Below are 17385 nucleotides of genomic sequence, written 5' to 3'. Positions count from 1 at the left end.
TACCCAAGCCGTCTGCGAATCCCAGCCCTTTTATCCGCCGCCGCTTCCAGCTGAGCGGGGCTGTATCAGCGGAGTCCTAAAAACCAAAAATTAACGGCATAAACTTGATAAATCAGCATTTATATTCCAGGCTTAAATTCGCATGGATAATAAATGAGGAATAACAAGATGACTAAAGTAACGGGACTTATTGGTGCTGCAGTGGCTCTGGCGATGTTATCTGGCTGTACGGCTTATGATCGTGCAGAAAGCTACGTCACCAAACCGGTGGTGAAGGACGTCAAGAAAGGGATGACACGTGACCAGGTTCGCCAGATTGCCGGCGCTCCGTCTACTGAAATCACCATGGTACACGCGCGCGGTACTTGCCAGACTTATGTGCTGGGCGAGCGTGACGGTAAAGCACAGACTTACTTCGTCAGCTACAGCGACACTGGCCGTGTGATGAACTATGGCTTCCAGAGCTGTAAAGACTACGATACCGATCCGCAGGTTAATCAGTAATTACTGCGCAGGTCTCTGATTTAAAAAAGCCGGGAACGTAATGTTCCCGGCTTTTTTATGGTTGTGATACCACAAGGCTGCAAACAGAGACAGTAATTGAAACCGGCGGCGAAATCGCCGCCGGTTAATCAGGTCAGGCCGGCACGCTCAGCGCTTTCTGGCTGCGTGACCAGATGCGGTGTGCGGCCATAAATGACAGAAACTCACTCATAAACAGGCCTTCTGCTTTGTCATCTGCAACAATGCCTTCTTCCTGCTCGTCATCCGCCAGCCCGAACTGTGCTTTAAAGCGTCGTGCATCGCCGCTCAGCCCGATGACCTTCAAGTGCTTATACGCTTCCAGCAGGTAGTAACGCGCATCGCCGCTCAGCAGCAGGGCGTCGATATTGCCATCCGGCACGATAACCGCATCAAAAGTAAGTGACGGCAGGCCGCTAAAGGTGGCGTCAATTGGCAGCGTTGAGCCATCATCAGCCCGGATTTGGCCCATGTGCGATGCCAGCAGTTTAGCGTGCACACCGCTGGCTTTCAGTTCCTGTAAAATCGCCAGTACATCAGCGGCTTTAACCCCATCGCTAATAAGCAGCGCCACCTGACGGCCCTTAACATTACCGCTTGGTACGGCATACAGGCTGAGGCTGGCATCCTTTTTCAGGCCATTAACGTCTTTTGGCGGCGCGGTGTGCAGTTTCTCATCTGACAGTGCGATACCCAGATTTTCCGCCACCGCGTTCGCCAGCGACACATCGATATGCAACAGATGATCGACGACCCGTTCACGGATATAGGGGCGGGAGAGCTTGCCAAGTTCAAATGAGAAAGCATCAATTATATGCTGCTGCTCAACCGGCGTCTGGCTCAGCCAGAACAGACGTGGCTGCGAGTAATATTCGCCAAACGACGGACTGCGTTCGCGCACTTTATGGCCTTCAATCCGCTCCTGATAACTTTCAAAGCCGCCACGATGCGGTGCCGGTGGCGTTTCACGTGGCCAGTTATCATTAATTGAGTTAGGTTCGTAGTTAGCTGGATTAGTATCAATATCCTGCCGATGCATGCCGCCGCGCTGGAAGTTATGATACGGGCAAACCGGGCGGTTAATCGGAATTTCGTGGAAATTCGGCCCGCCAAGACGGCTAATCTGGGTATCGGTGTAGGAGAACAGACGGCCCTGCAACAGAGGATCGTTAGAGAAATCGAGGCCTGGTACAATATGGCCCGGGTGGAACGCCACCTGCTCGGTTTCAGCGAAAAAGTTATCCGGGTTACGATTCAGCACCATTTTACCAATCAGTTCGACCGGTACCAGCTCCTCCGGGATCAGTTTGGTGGCATCCAGCAGATCAAAGTCGAACTTAAATTCATCCTCTTCCGGTACCAGCTGAACGCCCAGCTCATATTCCGGGAAGTCTCCGGCTTCAATTGCTTCCCATAAATCGCGGCGGTGAAAGTCGGGATCGCGGCCAGTGAGCTTTTGCGACTCATCCCACAGTAATGACGCTTTACCCGCCACCGGTTTCCAGTGGAAGCGGACAAAGGTGCCTTTACCTTCGGCGTTGATCATCCGGAAGGTGTGAATACCAAAGCCTTCCATGGTGCGATAACTGCGTGGAATACCGCGGTCCGACATCGCCCAGATCACGTTATGCAGCGTTTCTGGCTGGAGCGAGACGTAATCCCAGAAGGTGTCGTGGGCGCTTTGACCCTGCGGCATTTCATTATGCGGCTCCGGCTTTACCGCATGAACAAAGTCGGGGAACTTATGGGCATCCTGTATAAAGAACACTGGCGTGTTGTTGCCGACCAGATCGAAAACCCCTTCCTGGGTGTAAAACTTGGTGGCCCAGCCGCGAATATCACGCACGGTATCGGCGGAACCGGCGCCACCCTGTACGGTAGAGAAGCGCACAAACACCGGCGTTACCGTATCAGGATCGCGCAGGAAGTCAGCTTTAGTAATATCGCTCATATCGCGATAGGGCTGAAAATAGCCGTGAGCAGCGGAACCGCGCGCGTGGACGATACGCTCTGGAATGCGTTCGTGGTCGAAGTGAGTGATTTTCTCCCGCAGAATAAAGTCTTCCAGCAGGGTTGGCCCACGAGTACCGGCACGCAGCGAATTCTGATCGTTTGCAATGCGAGTGCCCTGGTTGGTGGTCAGCGGAAAGTTTTCGCCGCCTTTACGGTGCGCTTCAAGCTGGTCCAGCTTGGCGTTATGGGTATCTGGTGCTTTCAGGCTGCCTGGGGCGGTCGGCTGCTTGCCCGGTGCACTCGGCTCGGCTGAGGGTTTGTGAGAACCATCCGCTGGTGCCAGTGAATCAAGTCCGGGTTTTGCCGACTCAGGGCCTGTCGTTGGAGCATTGTGGCTCAGCTCCTTGCTGTCAGTTTCTTTCGACATGATGTAGTGCTCCCGTTGATGTCGTGTTTAAGGCATCCTTAACTATAGAACAGTGGCGTTTATACGCCTGCAAAGTTCATGGATATGTCACAACATGCCAGAAATCAGCGGAGGGAAGCGGGGAAAAGAGCTGTAAGGATTTGTTTCGCGGATAATAAAAAGGCCGGAAATTCCGGCCTTTAGCTATTACTTGTGGATGAGTTCAGCGTGCTCGTCGCTGTTCAGCACCTTTTTATCAGTCATTTTCAGCCAGCGGCTGGTCAGCGAGCCGGCGGTCATTGAACCGTTGACGTTAAGCGCCGTACGGCCCATATCAATGAGCGGTTCGATTGAAATCAGCAGCGCAACCAATGTGACCGGCAGGCCCATGGTTGGCAGCACAATCAGTGCGGCAAAGGTGGCACCGCCACCGACGCCCGCGACACCGGCTGAGCTGAGCGTCACGATACCCACCAGCGTGGCAATCCACAGCGGATCCAGCGGATTAATTCCCATGGTGGGGGCAACCATCACTGCCAGCATCGCCGGATACAGGCCGGCACAGCCGTTCTGACCAATAGTGGCACCGAAAGATGCAGAGAAGCTGGCAATTGACTCAGGCACGCCAAGACGACGCGTTTGCGTCTCAATGCTCAGCGGAATACTGGCGGCGCTGGAGCGGCTGGTAAAGGCAAAAGTGATCACCGGCCATACTTTACGGAAGAAGCGCATTGGGTTGATGCCGTTTACCGACAGCAGCAGGGCGTGTACCGCAAACATAATCGCCAGGCCGAGGTATGACGCCACCACAAAGCCACCGAGCTTAACGATGTCCTGCAGGTTAGAACCGGCGACGACTTTGGTCATCAGTGCCAGCACGCCATACGGCGTCAGTTTCATAATCAGGCGCACCAGCTTCATCACCCAGGATTGCAGAGTGTCGATAGCGGCCAGCACGCGCTGTCCTTTAACCTGGTCGTCTTTTAACAGCTGCAGTGCTGCCACGCCGAGGAAGGCAGCAAAAATCACTACGCTGATAATCGAGGTCGGGCTGGCACCAGCCAGATCGGCAAATGGGTTTTTCGGAACAAAAGAGAGCAGCAGCTGTGGCACGGTTAAGTCAGCAACCTTACCGGCATAGTTGCTTTGAATTGCCACCAGGCGCGCGCTTTCCTGAGTGCCTTGCACCAGGCCTTCTGCCGTCAGGCCAAACAACTGAGTGACAAACACGCCAACCAGCGCGGCAATCGCGGTGGTAAACAGCAGCACGCCGATGGTCAGTACGCTAATTTTGCCCAGTGACGAAGCGTTATGCAGGCGGGCTACCGCGCTGAGAATCGAAGCGAAGACCAGCGGCATCACGATCATTTGCAGCAGCTGCACATAACCATTACCAACGATATTAAACCAGCTAATCGACTCCTTCACCACGGCGGAGTTTTCGCCATAGATCAGTTGCAGGCCAAGGCCGAACAGTACGCCTAGCACCAGGCCGGCGAGAACTTTTTTCGACAGACTCCAGTTTGTGCGGCCGGTGCGTGCCAGCAGCACGATCAGCGCGAGAAAAACCACGATATTCAGAATCAGCGGTAGATTCATCCCATTTCTCCGGTGAAGGGCAATCCGTGACGCTTTGGCTCGGATCACCAAATGGCGATATTTTATATCGCGCAAAAAGATTTATTAGCGGGGGATATTATCAGTTGTATGAAGCGCAGCATTATATCCAAAAGTAATGGGCTATAACCTTTTGATATTAAATTGTATAATTATTGTGCTAACTGTTTATTGGTTATTCGATTGATGCCATCTTGCACGGAATTAATTATCTGCGCGGGCCAGCCATGGGTGCCTAAATAAGGCTGTTCCGGCGAAAACCAGATGGCGTAGCCGACCAGTGCCAGGCAGAGTGCACGTTCAAGCTGATTGCCTTTCTGGCTGTTAAGCAGCGGCAGGCGAAAGCGCCAGCGGCACGGCCATAATAGCGGCACACCGGCGGGCGTCAGCATATCGGCAATAATATGGCTGAGGTAGCCGAGCACCATGCCCTGTAATACGTCGGCGGGTACCGGCCAGTCGGCGGGCACATTAATCTGAAACAGCGCCAGCCCACCCAGCACCGCCAGCAGGCTGTGGGTAAATCCACGATGGCCGAAGGCGCGGGATATCGGCACCGCGATCCATTTCAGCCGTTGGCCAAGCAGTGATTTTGGATGATCGATATCCGGTAACAGACAGGTCAGCAACGCAGCCGGAATCAGATGCCACCAGTCAGCGCTGGCCAGCACCGGCGTCAGCTCGGCGCGCTTGGCGAAAATTGCGCTGGCGATGGCAAAAATAATATGGCCTTCGGCCGTCATGGGGATAACCTGGCTGCATAGCTGTCGATGCATCCAGTATAGGGGATATATCCAGTAGATTAAATATGTGACGCTGTAACTAAAGGTGAATTTTGTCACCTTTCTTCAGTAACACGGCAGTTCGATTTTCCGCGGGCGACAGCGTTGCCGCCCAACGGCAGAAAACTGAAAGATTAACGTGCCAGCCAGCCGCCATCCACCGCCAGCGTATAGCCGTTAACATAGTCTGAGGCTGATGACGCAAGGAACACCACCGGCCCCATCATATCCTCTGGCTTTCCCCAGCGAGCAGCCGGAATACGGCCAAGAATTTCCTGGTTACGTCCTTCGTCATTACGGATCTGTTCGGTGTTATTGGTCGCCATATAGCCGGGCGCAATGGCATTGACATTAATATGATGCGGTGCCCATTCATTGGCCATCAATTTGGTTAAGCCCATTACGGCGCTTTTTGACGCCGTATAAGAAGGAACGCGGATGCCGCCCTGGAAGGAGAGCATCGAGGCGATATTAATGATCTTGCCGCCATTGCCCTGTTTAATAAACTGACGAGCGACCGACTGCGACAGAAAGAACAGGGTCTTACTGTTAATGTTCATCACATCGTCCCAGTCCTGCTCGCTAAATTCCAGTGCATCCGCGCGGCGAATAATACCGGCATTATTAATCAGAATATCAATACGACCGAATGCGGCGATGGCCTGTTCAACCACCTGTGGCACCGTGGCGCTGTTGGTCAGATCGGCTTCAATACTACAGAAACGGCGGCCAGTGGCTTCCACACGGGCCTGGGTTTCATCCGGAACGCTACGATTAACGCCAATAATATCGCAGCCCGCTTCGGCAAGGCCGACGGCCATTCCCTGACCTAAACCGGTGTTACAGCCGGTGACCAGCGCCACTTTGCCTTCCAGATTAAATGCATTAAGGATCATATTCGCTCTCTTTTTCTTCGGCCCGCTGGCCGCAACGTTGCTGATTAGCGCTTAGCGCAATTCGCTGACTTTGACGTGGTCCATATCGTCAAACACCTGATTCTCACCGACCATGCCCCAGATAAAGGTGTAACGTTTGGTGCCGACCCCGGCATGAATCGACCAGCTTGGGGAGATAACCGCCTGTTCGTTATGCACCAATAAATGACGGGTTTCCTGCGGCTGGCCGAGCATATGGAACACCGCGGTCTCTTCATCCATATCAAAGTAGAAGTAGACTTCCATCCGGCGATCATGGGTATGACAGGGCATGGTGTTCCACAGGCTGCCTTCTTCCAGCTGTGTCAGGCCCATTGTCAGTTGGCAGGTGGGCAACACCTCCGGGACGAGATATTTATTGATGGTGCGGCGGTTACTGGTCGCAGCATCACCGAGCGTGGTAGTGGCGGCTTCGTCGAGGGTAATTTTTTTGTCAGGATAGCGGTGGTGAGCAGGTGCGCTGTTGTAATAGAATTTGGCCGGTTTTGCCGCATCAACACTGCTGAAAACCACTGATTGTGCGCCCATACCGACATACAGCGCCTGCTGATGGTCAATCTCCCAGCATTTACCATCCACTTCAATGATGCCCGCACCGCCAATATTAATGACGCCCAGTTCACGACGCTCAAGAAAGTAACTGACGCCCAGCTGTTTACCCACTTCACTGCCAATGGTGACGCTTCGGCTTTGCGGCATCACGCCGCCGATAATTATGCGGTCGGTGTGGCTGTAGGTCATGGTGTAGTTATCGACAGCAAAAATAGTTTCAATAAGAAACTCTCCGCGCAGTCCGGCGGTATCGAGTTGTCTGGCGTGGTCGCGGTGAATGCTTTGACGAACGTGCATGTCGATGCCTCTCTGATTCGGGTTAGCCGTGCGAAGCTGATAACCGATGATAGGCATGATGGGACGTTAATTCAATAAAAATGAAATGCTGTTTTATTTATTATGTCGCGTGGATCATATTTTTGCGACAGCAGAAAAAACACGGGCCGCAATCTGCGGCCCGTCGAGAGAGAAGGCGATTATCCGATAAGATGTTGTAAGCTTAATTGTTCAAGCGAAGCGAGTTGCACATCTGCCAGCGACCAGCGGGGATCCTCGCGCGCCGCGCTGGCCGGGATCACGATTGAACGCATACGCGCCGCTTTGGTGGCTATCATCCCGTTGAGCGAATCTTCCAGCGTCACGCAGTTCAATGGATCGATGCCCAGTTTTGCCGCCGCATCGTGATAGACCTGCGGATGAGGCTTGCTCCACGGCAGTGATTCGGCCGATGCAATGACGTCAAAGTAGTCACGCAGGTTAAATAATTCCAGTACCCGCTTCAGCATAAACAGGGGTGAGGCCGAAGCCAGGCCGATTTTCAGGCCATTATCACGGCACAGCTGCAGTGCATGCTCAACGCCGGGTAGCAATGGACGCTGCTGTTCAACCAAGGTCAGGGCGCGCGCAATCACGCGCTGCGTCACTTCTGCCTGGTCCGGGCCGTTCCACGGACAGGTCTCGTACCACATGCGCACCACCTGATCGATACGCAATCCAACGGTATCCGGCAGTTCATTGCGCCGCGATACGTCACCGCCCAGCGTGGCAAAGATATCCAGTTCGGCGCGTTCCCACAGCGGCTCCGAATCAATCAGTAAACCATCCATATCGAATATTGCAGCAAGCACAGGTCGGCTATAGGACATATAACGGCTCCGTTTTACAGTTTTCCTAACCTTAGCATGAAGCCTGGCGCGTCTGAACCATTCAGATTCGGGAAAATCAGCCGGTCACCACGTTTTTTGCAGGCAGTTTTCTTCGCCAGCGGGTAGACTTACAGCCAAACATAAGGTGTAAGGAGAAACCATGACTTATCAACAAGCTGGCAGAGTCGCCATCCTCAAGCGCATTGTCGGCTGGATTGTCTTTATCCCGGCATTACTTTCAACCCTGATTTCACTGCTGAGCTTTATGTTTAAGCACAGTGAAAAACAGCCGGGGATTGATGCGGTCATGCTTGATTTTGTTCATGTGATGATCGATATGATTCGCTTTAATACGACGTTTCTCAATTTTTTCTGGGAAAACTCGCCGGTGCCGAACTTCAACGGTGGCACCAATTTGAGCTTCTGGGGGATTTATATCCTGATTTTCGTCGGTCTGGCGTTACAGGCCTCCGGAGCACGGATGTGGCGGCAGTCACGTCACCTTAAAGAAGGTATAGAGGATCAGCTGATTCTGGAAAATGCCAAAGGCAGCGAAGGACGCAGTCGTCAGCAGTTGGAAGAGAAGATTGTGGTGCCGCGCCACACCATCTTTTTGCAGATTTTCCCGCTGTATATCCTGCCGATAATTATCGCCGTCGCGGGTTATTTCATCCTGTCACTGTTAGGCTTTATTCATTAATTCCCAGCCTGATGCTGCGGCATCAGGCCGGTTTTGCCTGTTTATCTCCCAGTTCATCCTGATCGAGCAGAGCGCCCACGGCGCGTTGCGCCTCACCCAGCCAGCTGCCACCGAACACGTTAGCGCGATTCAGCAGATAGTAGAGTTGATAAATCGGCTGCCGCTGAATAAAGCCGTGCGGCAATGGCCATACTGACTGATAGCCATCGTAGATTTGCGGCGGTAACTCATCGAACCACGGCAGCATCGCCAGATCGCATTCGCGATCGCCCCAGTAGCAGGCAGGATCGAATATCCACGGGCCGCTGCTGCTGCCAGCGCAATTAGCCGGCCAGAGATCGCCATGCAGCAGGGAAGGCTGCGGATGATGCGCGGCCAGTGCCTGTTGCACGCAGGCGACAATCAGTTCCGTATCGCCATACTGAATGCCTTTCTCCGCTGCCAGTTGCAGCTGCCAGCCAATACGCTGCTCAGCAAAAAATACCGACCAGCGGCGTAACCAACTGTTGGGCTGCGGGGAGGTGGTAAGATTGTTGTCAAAATCGAGGCCGAACTGAGGTTGCTCACTCCACTGATGCAGCCGCGCCAGATGCTGACCGAGCTGATAGGCACTGTGGGCATCAAGCGGCTTAACGGGCAGGTATTCCAGCAGTAAAAAGCTGTAGTCACGGTCGCTGCCGACGCCATACACTTTTGGCACCCGCACCGTCTGGCTGCGCGCCAGCAACTCCAACTGGTCGGCTTCCCAGGTAAACAGCGCCAGCATCTCGCGCTGATTACATTTGACGAATACGTCATATTCGCCGTAACGAATATGCCAGGCAGGATGAACGTCACCGCCGGGAAGCTCGGTGCGCTGGTGGATTTCGGCGTTGCCTAACTGCTCACTCAACAGACGACTAATGGCTGACCACATTGGGGTTTCCTCTATTTCGCTGCGTAATGCCAATTCTAACGCTTAAATATTAATCAAATCCAGCCTTTTGCACCCTCTAAAGCTCCCTTTACATAATCATACGGTTAAGGCTGTTGCTGCTGATAAGTCTCCCAGCTTTGCACTTCAACTTCCGGCCGCTGGCCGAGGGCCACTTCGCCTAAGCCGGCCGCCATTTCGCTAATTTCCTGCTGTTCAAGCGCACTGACAAAACCAAAGCTGTTGGTGCCCAGCTCATGTGGAACGCCGTTGTCATCGTGATGCGTCAGTGAAAAGCCCGCACCGGTCAGGGTGCTGGTGAGTTTATTCAGGTCAGTCAGACCTTTTTCCTGGTAACGAAAGGTCACTACATAGCGGGTTAATGATGAGCTCATGATTTACCTCGTTGTTATATGGCGTTTTTTCAGCATAGACCATCATCACAAAAATGGGGTCAATACGGCACAATTGGATTTGATAATGCAATTGATTATCATTACTATCACTTGGTTAACAATTCGATCCTAAAGGAGCACGACGTGCAACGCGCAATCAAATTTGCCACGCTGGCCTCACTGCTGGCGCTCTCTTCCCATGCTCTGGCGACGACCTATCCGCTTACGCTGACTGACTCAGACGGGCAAAAAGTGACGCTGAAACAGGAGCCAAAACGGCTGGTTGTTCAGGATGGTCGCGATATCATGACGCTGGCGTTACTGGATCGTGATAATCCGTTTGAGCGCGTGGTCGCCTGGAATAACCTGCTGAAGAAGAGTGACGGTGCCACCTGGGAACTGATGGCTGATAAGTGGCCTGAGTCGAAAAAAATCATCGATATGGGCTTTAGTGATAAAGGTGAAGTAAACCTGGAGAGCGTGATTGTTCAGCGTCCCGATCTGATGATTGCGCAGCTGCGTTCTAAACCGTCACTGACGCAGACCGGCGTGCTGGATAAAATGAAGCAGCTGGGGATTCCGGTGCTGTTTATCGACACCTTCCAGAAGCCGGTGGAGAATGCACCAAAAAGCATCACGCTGCTGGGCGAGGCGTTGAATCGTGAAGCAGAAGCCAAACAGTACACCGATTTCTATCAGCAGCATTATCAGGCGATTCTCGATAAGGTGCGTGATGTCGAGCCAAAGCCGCTGGTATTTATTGAAGCCAAAGCCGGGCTGGGTGGACTGGAATCCTGCTGCTTTACCCACTCGCACGTCGGCTGGGGAGCATTGGTAGAGGCGGTGGGGGCGAAGAACATTGGTTCCGAGCTGCTGCCTGGCGCAACCGGTGATATCTCACTGGAAAAAGTGATCGCCATGAAGCCGGATGCTTATATCGTTTCCGGATCACAGTGGGCGAGTAAAAATAACGCGGCGGTGCCATTTGGTTATGGCGTTACGCAGCAGCAGGTTGATGCCGCATTTGAAAAAATGAAGCAGCGTCCTGGTTTTGCTCAGCTTCAGCCGATCAAACAGGATCGCTTCTACGGCCTGTATCACAACTTCTATAACCATCCGTATAACATCGTCGGTCTGGAGTATCTGGCGAAGTTTATCTATCCGCAGCAGTTCAGCAATCTTGACCCGGCAAATACCTGGCATGAGATTCTGACTCGCTTTACCACGGTGCCGGAAGGTAAGGGCGTATTAGGTTCGCAAGCGCCGAAAAACTAAGTCTCTGGCGGGCGCGACAGTGTTGTGCCCGCCGTGCATAAATTCTTGTTGTAAAGCCAGTGTACCGCCGTCTAATAACCTCTATAATGCGCGCCGTTAATAAGAAGAATCTTATTAATGGAGCGTTTCAGCAAGGGTGCTTAATAAAAAAAGCGATTTCATATTTTTTTACAAAAGTTACCGTAAATTACATTGATCGTCCTCGAAAACGCTTCAGACTCTCTCTTTTTTAAACTGTCGTACGGGTCATACTTTCATGAAAGCGCTTAAAAATTTATCTGCAATTCTCTTGCTCTCCGGAGCTTTCTGCCACCAGGCCATGGCTGATAATAACGTCTTTACTTCAATGGACGATCCCTCTACTGCAAAAAAACCGTTTGAGGGCAGTGCATCGGCGGGTTACCTGGCTTCAACCGGCAACACCACCAGTTCTGCACTGTCTGCTTCCACCAATATGACCTGGTTTCAGACCAGAACCGCGTGGAGTCTCTGGGGCAATGCGGCAAATAACTCTTCCAATGATGAGCGCTCCTCTGAGACCTATCAGGTGGGTGGTCGTTCACGTTTTAACATGACCGACTATGACTACCTGTTCGGCCAGGCCAGCTGGTTAAGCGACCGGTTTAATGGCTACGACGGTCGTTCTATTTTCGCGGCCGGTTACGGTCGCCAGATCCTTAACGGCCCGGTACACTCTCTGCGTATTGAAGCCGGTCCGGGTGTGCGTTACGACGAATATCATGGTGGCGGTCACGATACTCAGGCACTGGCTTACGGCGCACTGAGCTATAACTGGCAGCTGACTGACAGCACCAAATTTATTCAGGGTGTGTCCGTGCTGGGTAGCGACGATACCACGGTGAACTCCGAAACCGGTTTACAGGTGGCGATCAACGATCACTTCTCACTGAAACTGGCTTACAACGTGACCTGGAACCAGAATCCACCGGCATCTGCACCGGATAAAACTGACACCAGAACCTCAATTCAGCTTTCCTACGCAATGTAATTCCTCCCCGGGCCGAATACTTTCGGCCCGCTGCTACCGTGGGCCGATACTGTCAGCGCGTGTTTTAAACGGTTTTATCGGTGCTGTTTACGGTAGTGGCGATACTTTGTTAACAGCATTTTTCGGCCATCAAAAATGCGGCCTAATTTTATTCCTTCACGATAAAAAACCCATGCCATAAATAAAAACAGCGCGCTAAACCACCAGAATACTTTCTGACTGGCGATGGTTTCATTGATATATTGCCGATCCTTTTTGCTGCTGAAAGCCTGGCATATTGAGCGGATACTGTCTGCTGACAGCGCGGTTGCCGTCATTAGCTGCCGTTGATCGCCGTCATCGCGCGCGCACTGCTCAGCACTGATTTTCCAGCGATCGCGCTGGCTGGATTTAAGAAATTTAGTGGCATGATCGTCAGACAGCCATATCCACGGCTCGTCAGGTTTAAGCTTCAGCAGTGCCGCATTTTGCGAGGCGATAATCGCCGGAATCACCGCCGCCAGCGTAAAAGCTGCACATAACAACAGAGCCAGCAGAATCAGCTTCACTGAACCTTTGCGGATTTTCAGCCGTTCAATATCAAAATAGCCGCGAATCGATGACAGCATTCTCACTGCCACACCGTATTTCAGCGTCCACTGTTTGAATTTGATAATATGCCCGGTACTGTCGGCCGCCATATTGAAGTTGACGTTAAATTTTTCGATGTCGGAAGAGTACTGATAAAAGGCTTCTATCTCCGGATCGTGATACTTCCTGCCTCCGACGATTAAAAACCAGATGCGGTTAATAATGCTGTAGGCTGACCCAGCCTTGCGCCAGATATACCCGACGGCAGCAAGGATCAGCAGCAGAATAAAAGCAATATTGATAAAATTATTATAATCGACGATTAAATTCAGCAGGCCGTCAAACAGATTACTCATAACACCTCCTTGTTAACTTTAGCGGGCAACGTAATCTCCAGCATAATGGCAATCAAACGCGGTTAAAAGCTGTTCATTTTTTCAAAGGTCTTTTTATACTCGCGCGGGCTGACGCCACAGTGATGACGGAATATACGCGAAAAATAGAGCGGGTCGTCGTAGCCAACCGCTTGTGCAATCTGGCTGACTGAAAGATGGGTGGTCTGCAACAGGCTGCGTGCGCGGATCACCCGCTGTTTTTCGCGCCAGGCAAAAATAGTCTGATGCATTTCACTTTTGAACAGATGCGCGACGCGCGACGGCGAAAGAAATATCTGCTTTGCCAGCTGCTCAATTTTCAGATCTTCAGCAATATGATCGTTAATAAACTGACAAAGTGAATTAATTCGTGGGTCGACGGCATTGCGATTGCTGAGTGGCTGTGCCTGGAAGCAGGACAAAATGATACGCTCCAGCGCGTTCATCGCCATCGCTTCGGAAAAGGCATCGGTCACCGAATGATGATGAATAACTTCAGAAAACAGTGATCTCATCGACTCAACGCCAGCGGCGTTTTGCAGCGTCATTCGCCAGATACCGCCGTCACTGACATCCCAGCGTAGCCAGTCGAGCCAGTAGGGTCGGGGCAGAAAATAGATCCACAAATGATCCCAGCATTCGCTGTGTTGCTCACGCCCATAGTGATGCGCGACGCCGGGTGGAAATAACAACATCTGATTTTCTTCGCAGTGCAGGTAGTGGTCGCCGGCTTTTACCCGACCGCGACCTTTTAGCGTCAGGTTGATAATATAGCCTTTCATCCCTTTTGGCCGGTTAATGTAGTAATCGAGCCGACTGCCACAGGAGATGGGAGTAAAACCGGCGACCAGATAAGCATTGAAGGTAAAACTTTTCATTAATGGTGAATAATTCACCATATCACTGACATCAAATTCCACGGCCATGCTGCTCTCTCTGTTCACCGGTTCTGCCAGGCGTCGTTACTTTACTTCAGCTCAGCAACAGACGTAAGCCCCATGGGGGCAGAGTGATTTGCTGCGCGGCATTAAGCTGTTCACCGGTTAATACACAGCGGGCAGCATCAGAGAGGGTGAAGTTAAGCGCACTGGCTGAATAGTTGAAGATAAAGCGCAGCTGCTGACCATCACGATTACGCCCCTGGCGGACGATCAGCGGGAAATGTGCGGCAGTGGTGCGCGACGCCAGCGTGATATCGCGGCATAGATGATCAAGCAGCTGGCTGATATAGGCTTTGGTCGGCAGGAAACCGAGATACATCGCCCGTCCGCTGCCGTAGTCGGCTTCGGTGACTGCCGCATAGTCGCCCCAAAATGGATGCTGATAGCGAGCCACTTCCCGGGTTGCCGGGCTGGTGGGCGTCAGCAGCTCCATCCACAACTCGACCGGTTGCGCATCAGCGTCGCTAAATCCGGCGGCGGTGGTGCGAACGGTAACCGCATCCGGTAGCACAAACTGGTTATAACTGACGCCGCAACATGCAGTTAACTGGCCTGGTTGAGCGCTGCGTCTGACTTTGACATTCTCATCGCTGAAACCGGACTTAAAGCTAATCAGTGCGCGACCGCCTTGCTCAACATAGCGATTAATGCGCCCGAGCAGTGCATCGTCGGCGGCATACAGCGCCGGTACGATGATCGCCTGATACTTTTTACTGCTGTCGTCAATGTCATTAATGATATCGACGGCAATATTGTGATCGTACAGCGCATCGTAAAAGCGGCGGACGATATCGTTATACACATTGGTTTGCGTTTCACCGGGTTTAAACCAGTTGAGTGCGTCCATCGCTTCATTATTGATCAGTATCGCCACATCATTATTGATGCGCAATCCGGCCACCTCACTGGCGATCCTGGCGAAGTCTGCGCCAATGGTTTGCGCTTCGCGCCAGGTCGGGTTAGGGCTGAAGTCGTGGCTGAGCAGGCCTTTCCAGTAGGTTTCAAACGAATTATGGATCGAGTGCCAGTGCCAGTAGGAGACCATCTTTGCACCGTGCGCCAGATGACTGAACGCCTGTAAGCGCAGCTGGCCGGGGAAGGGCGTCCACTGCGCAAAACCCTGCGCCTCGGTTTCCAGCACCAGATAGTTATCACCGGCTTTCAGATTACGCGCCACATCACCACCGAAGCCAATTTCCCGGCCGGTAAGCTGCGCTTGTGAAGGGTGATAAATATCCACGCCCGCTACCGTCAGTGCTTTGGCAGCGGCAAAATGGTCGACGCGCGGCTGTACGCCGTAGGAATAGCCGCGCCATTCGAAATCAAAATTATGGGTAATAAATTGCTGTGGCGTGGCGTATTCCTTAACTACCTCAACCTGCCAGGCGAGATACTCTGTGACCATCTGACGCTGAAAGCGCGAAAAGGCGCAGCCGAGACTGGCGTTAATCGTACTCTCAACCGGTGGGAAATCATCCCAGTTATCGATGCGATTGCTCCAGTAATCCAGGCCGAAATCCGCGTTAAACTGGTTAATATCTGGATAACGCTGTTGCAGATGGGTGATAAAACGCTGCTGCATCTCACCGCCGACGTTATCGTAATGCTTGGTTTCATTGTCCACCTGATAGCCAACGATTGCCGGATGCGAACAAACGTGCGCCAGCAGCGTGCGGATAATATTTTCCGCATAGTGGCGGAACACCGGACTGACAATATCCATAATCTGGCGGCGACCGTATTTTTCCTGACGCTGTGGCGTGGTGACCATCACTTCCGGGTGTTTACGCGCCAGCCATGACGGAATAGCGTAGGTTGGAGTGCCGATTATCACCGCGATCCCGGCGCGGTGCATGGCATCAAGTACCCGGTCAACATGATAAAAATTGTATTGACCCTCCTTAGGTTCCAGCGTACTCCATGTTGATTCGGCGATGCGCACGATATTAATACCGGTCGCCAGCATCATTTCGATATCTTTTTCCAGCCGGTCTTCCGGCATATACTCATCATAATATGCGACGCCATAATAGAGTTCAGACATACCACCTCCAAATTATTTTGCCAGCGCTGAGCGTTGAGTGAAGGCGCGGGCAGATTCAAGTGTAAAATAAGAAACCAGCGTAAAAGTCAGAGCAATCATGCCGAGAATCAGATAGCTGTCAGCGAAGCCCATGCTCTTGTACATATGACCGATGCCGCTGGAGAGAAATATTTCGCTAAAGCGTTTAGAAAACTGGAAGCCAATTAAATAAACGGTGGCGGATAACCACGGATTAAAGTTGGCAGAGATATATTTCAGCCCGGCGACGAGGAATACCGAACTTTCAAATCCGTGCAGCATTTTCACCACGCTAATGGAGATCGGTCCGATGGCATAAGCTGAACCAATGATGCGCAGGCTCATAATTATGCCGCAGTAAATCAGCGCATTTTTTGGGCCGATTTTATTGACAAACCAGGGCGAGAAGAACATCACCACCGCATCAAGAAAAATCTGTGCGGTATACAGATACCCAAACACTTCTGCACCGCGCGCCTTGGTGACAAAGAAATGGCTGTAATAGATGGCGAACTGCTGATCGTAGGTTTCATACACCGCGCCGACGCCGACCATATACAGAGCGAAGAACCAGAATTTCCTCAATTTCAGTAAATTACGCACGTCATTAAGTGAGATGGGTGCCGAGGCTGGTCGTGCGGGACCGCTGCACATCGCCACGCGCGGCTGGGTTTTCCAGACAATCAGCAACAGTGCCAGACCCGCGAGGCTGGCCATCCAGAAGATATAATCCTGATTGATGCCGTACAGTTTACCGGCCATAAACGTGCCGATAGCCGCACCAATACCGCCAAACATCCGCGCCTTGCCAAATTCAAATCCGGTCATACGGCTGACCTTGTCGATATAGGCTTCGCAGACGCCGCATCCGGCACCAAATGCCATGCCGATATAGATCCCACCAGCGAAGGCACCTAATATCACATTGTATTTCAGCAACGGCGCAAAGATATAAATCCAGTAGGGGGCAAACAAAGTGATAATTATCGCCAGCATCCACATCAGATGTTTGCGGAAAATTAATTTATCGGAAATAAAGCCAAATAACGGTTGTACACACACTGAAACGATAGCGGTAAAAGAGTACACCAGTCCGACATCGGCATAATCAATGCCAATGGTGTCAGTCAGCCATAATGAAAGATATGGATAACAACTTCCCCAGCCGATAAAGAAAAATAAGAAAAACAGGCAGCACATTAAATAGTTTTTTTCTATGCGAAACATGATCTAC

Annotated in this window: 16 protein-coding genes; 4 read left to right on the top strand and 12 right to left on the bottom strand. The window is 52.0% G+C overall.

Annotated elements, in window-relative coordinates:
• The first annotated feature begins 168 nt into the window (after positions 1–168).
• A complete protein-coding gene (gene osmE, locus ACP3TC_RS11635) occupies positions 169–504 on the top strand; it encodes an osmotically-inducible lipoprotein OsmE (RefSeq protein WP_313857262.1) in 336 nt (111 codons plus the stop codon).
• Positions 505–637: 133 nt separating this feature from the next.
• Here osmE and katE read toward each other — a convergent pair whose 3' ends face one another.
• From katE to hxpB, 6 genes are all read right to left on the bottom strand, one after another.
• Positions 638–2902 (bottom strand): catalase HPII, encoded by a 2265-nt coding sequence (katE, locus tag ACP3TC_RS11630; protein ID WP_426816494.1) that lies wholly within the window; start codon positions 2900–2902, stop codon positions 638–640.
• 186 nt (positions 2903–3088) lie between these two features.
• A complete protein-coding gene (locus tag ACP3TC_RS11625; RefSeq protein ID WP_426816493.1) occupies positions 3089–4480 on the bottom strand; it encodes an L-cystine transporter in 1392 nt (463 codons plus the stop codon).
• 170 nt (positions 4481–4650) lie between these two features.
• Complete coding sequence (locus ACP3TC_RS11620; protein WP_313857268.1) at positions 4651–5241, bottom strand: metal-dependent hydrolase; 591 nt, start codon at positions 5239–5241, stop codon at positions 4651–4653.
• Between the two features lie 173 nt (positions 5242–5414).
• Positions 5415–6176, bottom strand: coding sequence for a 2-dehydro-3-deoxy-D-gluconate 5-dehydrogenase KduD (kduD, locus tag ACP3TC_RS11615; protein ID WP_313857270.1), 762 nt, complete (start codon positions 6174–6176; stop codon positions 5415–5417).
• Positions 6177–6227: 51 nt separating this feature from the next.
• The gene (gene kduI, locus ACP3TC_RS11610) at positions 6228–7064 is read right to left on the bottom strand and encodes a 5-dehydro-4-deoxy-D-glucuronate isomerase (RefSeq protein ID WP_426816492.1); all 837 of its coding nucleotides are present in this window, start codon (positions 7062–7064) and stop codon (positions 6228–6230) included.
• A 179-nt stretch (positions 7065–7243) separates the two neighbouring features.
• Positions 7244–7912: a hexitol phosphatase HxpB gene (gene hxpB, locus ACP3TC_RS11605; RefSeq protein WP_426816491.1), complete on the bottom strand. Its 669-nt coding sequence runs from the start codon at positions 7910–7912 to the stop codon at positions 7244–7246.
• A gap of 160 nt (positions 7913–8072) precedes the next feature.
• Between hxpB and ACP3TC_RS11600 the strand changes: the two genes are divergently transcribed.
• The gene (locus ACP3TC_RS11600; protein WP_313857274.1) at positions 8073–8612 is read left to right on the top strand and encodes a YniB family protein; all 540 of its coding nucleotides are present in this window, start codon (positions 8073–8075) and stop codon (positions 8610–8612) included.
• 22 nt (positions 8613–8634) lie between these two features.
• On the opposite strand, the gene ACP3TC_RS11595 is transcribed toward ACP3TC_RS11600, so the two are convergent.
• Both ACP3TC_RS11595 and ghoS read right to left on the bottom strand, forming a co-directional pair.
• Positions 8635–9528: a fructosamine kinase family protein gene (locus ACP3TC_RS11595; RefSeq protein WP_426816490.1), complete on the bottom strand. Its 894-nt coding sequence runs from the start codon at positions 9526–9528 to the stop codon at positions 8635–8637.
• 104 nt (positions 9529–9632) lie between these two features.
• Positions 9633–9920, bottom strand: a complete 288-nt coding sequence (ghoS, locus tag ACP3TC_RS11590) for a type V toxin-antitoxin system endoribonuclease antitoxin GhoS (protein WP_313857276.1) — start codon at positions 9918–9920, stop codon at positions 9633–9635.
• A gap of 144 nt (positions 9921–10064) precedes the next feature.
• Between ghoS and ACP3TC_RS11585 the strand changes: the two genes are divergently transcribed.
• Together ACP3TC_RS11585 and ACP3TC_RS11580 are read left to right on the top strand one after the other, a co-directional pair.
• Positions 10065–11195, top strand: a complete 1131-nt coding sequence (locus ACP3TC_RS11585) for an ABC transporter substrate-binding protein (protein WP_426816489.1) — start codon at positions 10065–10067, stop codon at positions 11193–11195.
• Positions 11196–11451: 256 nt separating this feature from the next.
• Complete coding sequence (locus ACP3TC_RS11580; RefSeq protein ID WP_426816488.1) at positions 11452–12204, top strand: DUF481 domain-containing protein; 753 nt, start codon at positions 11452–11454, stop codon at positions 12202–12204.
• 74 nt (positions 12205–12278) lie between these two features.
• On the opposite strand, the gene ACP3TC_RS11575 is transcribed toward ACP3TC_RS11580, so the two are convergent.
• The 4 genes from ACP3TC_RS11575 to ACP3TC_RS11560 all read right to left on the bottom strand — a co-directional run bounded on the left by ACP3TC_RS11575 (position 12279) and on the right by ACP3TC_RS11560 (position 17378).
• Positions 12279–13130, bottom strand: a complete 852-nt coding sequence (locus ACP3TC_RS11575) for a DUF6216 family protein (RefSeq protein WP_426816487.1) — start codon at positions 13128–13130, stop codon at positions 12279–12281.
• Positions 13131–13192: 62 nt separating this feature from the next.
• Positions 13193–14068: an arabinose operon transcriptional regulator AraC gene (gene araC, locus ACP3TC_RS11570; protein ID WP_426818270.1), complete on the bottom strand. Its 876-nt coding sequence runs from the start codon at positions 14066–14068 to the stop codon at positions 13193–13195.
• Positions 14069–14120: 52 nt separating this feature from the next.
• The gene (locus ACP3TC_RS11565) at positions 14121–16133 is read right to left on the bottom strand and encodes a beta-galactosidase (protein ID WP_426816486.1); all 2013 of its coding nucleotides are present in this window, start codon (positions 16131–16133) and stop codon (positions 14121–14123) included.
• A gap of 12 nt (positions 16134–16145) precedes the next feature.
• Positions 16146–17378, bottom strand: coding sequence for an oligosaccharide MFS transporter (locus tag ACP3TC_RS11560; protein ID WP_313857283.1), 1233 nt, complete (start codon positions 17376–17378; stop codon positions 16146–16148).
• Positions 17379–17385 lie beyond the last annotated feature (7 nt).

The sequence above is a fragment of the Winslowiella sp. 2C04 genome (genome assembly GCF_050037805.1).
In the GTDB taxonomy this organism is placed as follows: domain Bacteria; phylum Pseudomonadota; class Gammaproteobacteria; order Enterobacterales; family Enterobacteriaceae; genus Erwinia; species Erwinia toletana_A.
This window is presented reverse-complemented; position numbering and strand designations above follow the sequence as displayed.

Excerpts from the sequence above, each read along its gene's own strand:
- osmE (WP_313857262.1), top strand. The coding sequence starts at position 169 with ATGACTAAAGTAACGGGACTTATTGGTGCTGCAGTGGCTCTGGCGATG.
- katE (WP_426816494.1), bottom strand. The coding sequence starts at position 2,902 with ATGTCGAAAGAAACTGACAGCAAGGAGCTGAGCCACAATGCTCCAACG.
- ACP3TC_RS11625 (WP_426816493.1), bottom strand. The coding sequence starts at position 4,480 with ATGAATCTACCGCTGATTCTGAATATCGTGGTTTTTCTCGCGCTGATC.
- ACP3TC_RS11620 (WP_313857268.1), bottom strand. The coding sequence starts at position 5,241 with ATGACGGCCGAAGGCCATATTATTTTTGCCATCGCCAGCGCAATTTTC.
- kduD (WP_313857270.1), bottom strand. The coding sequence starts at position 6,176 with ATGATCCTTAATGCATTTAATCTGGAAGGCAAAGTGGCGCTGGTCACC.
- kduI (WP_426816492.1), bottom strand. The coding sequence starts at position 7,064 with ATGCACGTTCGTCAAAGCATTCACCGCGACCACGCCAGACAACTCGAT.
- hxpB (WP_426816491.1), bottom strand. The coding sequence starts at position 7,912 with ATGTCCTATAGCCGACCTGTGCTTGCTGCAATATTCGATATGGATGGT.
- ACP3TC_RS11600 (WP_313857274.1), top strand. The coding sequence starts at position 8,073 with ATGACTTATCAACAAGCTGGCAGAGTCGCCATCCTCAAGCGCATTGTC.
- ACP3TC_RS11595 (WP_426816490.1), bottom strand. The coding sequence starts at position 9,528 with ATGTGGTCAGCCATTAGTCGTCTGTTGAGTGAGCAGTTAGGCAACGCC.
- ghoS (WP_313857276.1), bottom strand. The coding sequence starts at position 9,920 with ATGAGCTCATCATTAACCCGCTATGTAGTGACCTTTCGTTACCAGGAA.
- ACP3TC_RS11580 (WP_426816488.1), top strand. The coding sequence starts at position 11,452 with ATGAAAGCGCTTAAAAATTTATCTGCAATTCTCTTGCTCTCCGGAGCT.
- ACP3TC_RS11575 (WP_426816487.1), bottom strand. The coding sequence starts at position 13,130 with ATGAGTAATCTGTTTGACGGCCTGCTGAATTTAATCGTCGATTATAAT.
- ACP3TC_RS11565 (WP_426816486.1), bottom strand. The coding sequence starts at position 16,133 with ATGTCTGAACTCTATTATGGCGTCGCATATTATGATGAGTATATGCCG.
- ACP3TC_RS11560 (WP_313857283.1), bottom strand. The coding sequence starts at position 17,378 with ATGTTTCGCATAGAAAAAAACTATTTAATGTGCTGCCTGTTTTTCTTA.